This is a genomic window from Candidatus Darwinibacter acetoxidans (genome assembly GCF_041936445.1).
Taxonomy (GTDB): Bacteria; Bacillota; Limnochordia; order Darwinibacteriales; family Darwinibacteriaceae; genus DTU010.
Genome location: NZ_JBHGXH010000153.1, coordinates 1 through 1,855 on the forward strand (window position 1 = coordinate 1; position 1,855 = coordinate 1,855).

The 1,855-nt window shown below is 56.1% G+C and carries 1 protein-coding gene; it reads right to left on the reverse strand.

The features are described 5' to 3' along the window. Positions 1-159 precede the first annotated feature (159 nt). Positions 160-1,779: a terminase large subunit gene (locus ACE4YL_RS05595; protein WP_461369352.1), complete on the reverse strand. Its 1,620-nt coding sequence runs from the start codon at positions 1,777-1,779 to the stop codon at positions 160-162. Between the last annotated feature and the right edge of the window lie 76 nt (positions 1,780-1,855).

Below are 1,855 nucleotides of genomic sequence, written 5' to 3' on the forward strand. Positions count from 1 at the left end.
AACTTGTATCGCCGTGGTTTCGCTCACTTGGGCACCAGCCTTCGATTCGCGTCCGCCGAACATCTCGATAAACCAGCGCTGCGGACTGGACAGGTTCGATATCGCGGACCGGAAAGCATAGGCAACACGTTTTATTCGTTCGAGCAATATATCGCCTCCTTACCGCACACCGCGGCTCTCGTAAACTGATGTCGTGTCTTCCCTAAGCATGGCCCGGGCCATCGCGTTAATCATGGCCACCAGACCATCGATGCGTTCGGTGCCCTTGCCTTTGACGGGCCGCACATTTTCGTTTTCGTCAATTTTTACCTGGACATTTCCCACGCACCAGCGCAGGACCGGATGGCCGGAATGGATTAGTTTTTTGCCCATAACCAGCTGCTCGATTTCCTTCATGGACGGCGACATGGTTTTGTAGCCTTGCCGCGTTTCAACCATGGTCAGGCCCTCATCTTCCAGATTGACCGCCGTCTGCATGGCGTTCCAGGGGTCGTATCCGATCTCTTGGATGTCATAGCGGTCGCGCAGGGCTATAATCTCTTTCTCAATGAAGTCGTAGTCAATGACGTTCCCAGGCGTGGTCAGTATGTAGCCCTTTTTCGCCCATACGTCATAGGGGACCTGGTCGCTGTCCACCCGTTCCCGGACGCGGTCCTCTGGAACCCAGAAGCGAGGAAGCACGATCCACTTTTTGTTGATGTCATCCGGCGGAAAGAGTAGGACGAAGGCAGTCAGGTCAATCTTGGTTGAAAGGTCAAGGCCGCCGTAGCAGGGTCGGCCCAGGAGCCGCTTCTCCTGCACCCGGCCTTTGCACAGGTCCCAAAAGTCAAGCCCCAGCCAGCCGGAGGTCTTGAGCTTCTCCCAGGAGTTTAGCCGGAGCCAGCGGAAGTTCTTTTCTTTCGCCATATTCCCCTGGGCTCGGGTGAACTGGTCCTCAGCCTTTTCCCAGGCCACTGTATGACCAAGGGAGGGGTTGACCATGCCCCATATTTTTTTGTCGCTCCAGGCAGCTCGCCAGATTTTTTCGTCGTTCCAATCATCCTTAACAGTTTCATGGCTCCGACCAGTCCAGATGCGCCTGTTCTCTCGGTCCAAGCCGTAGAGCATGGCGTAGAAAGTCGGGTCCACCTTGACGCCGGTAAGGACATCGACGGCCATCTGGTGCAGCTCCCAGCCGATACTTGCCCGGTCCGGATCATCGCCGGCAGTGGTGATCAGGAAAAAGAGCGGCTGATCCCGGGCGTCGCCGGAGCCATCGGTCATGACATCGTAAAGGCCACGGTTCGGCTGAGCGTGAAGCTCGTCAAAAATTACAGCATGGACGTTGAAGCCATGCTTGCTGTAGGCCTCAGCAGAGAGCACCTGGTAAAAGGATTTCGTCGGCAAGTAAACCAGGCGCTTTTGCGACAATACAGGCTTGATGACTTTTTTCAGCGCCGGGGATTGATCCACCATAGCCACGGCGACGTCAAAGACGATTGATGCCTGCTGACGGTCGGCGGCGCAGCCATAAACCTCGGCGGCCCATTCGTTGTCAGACGTCAGGCAGTAAAGGCCAACGCCGGCGCCCATTTCTGACTTCCCCATCTTTTTCGGCACTTCGATGTAGGCAGTGTTATACTGCCGGAAGCCGCTTTCCCGGACGGTGCCGAAGATGTCGGAAAGGGCCTGGGTCTGCCAAGGGAGCAAAGTAAAAGGAACGCCTCGCCAGCGTCCCTTTGTGTGTTTCAGTTGTCGGAAGAAGGCCAGCACCCTGTCGGCCTTGGCCTGATCGAAGATCATTTTATTTCACTCCAGAGAGCAGCGCCTCCATGGGATCGTCCTCACCCTCTGTAGCCTTTATCTCGATCCGGGT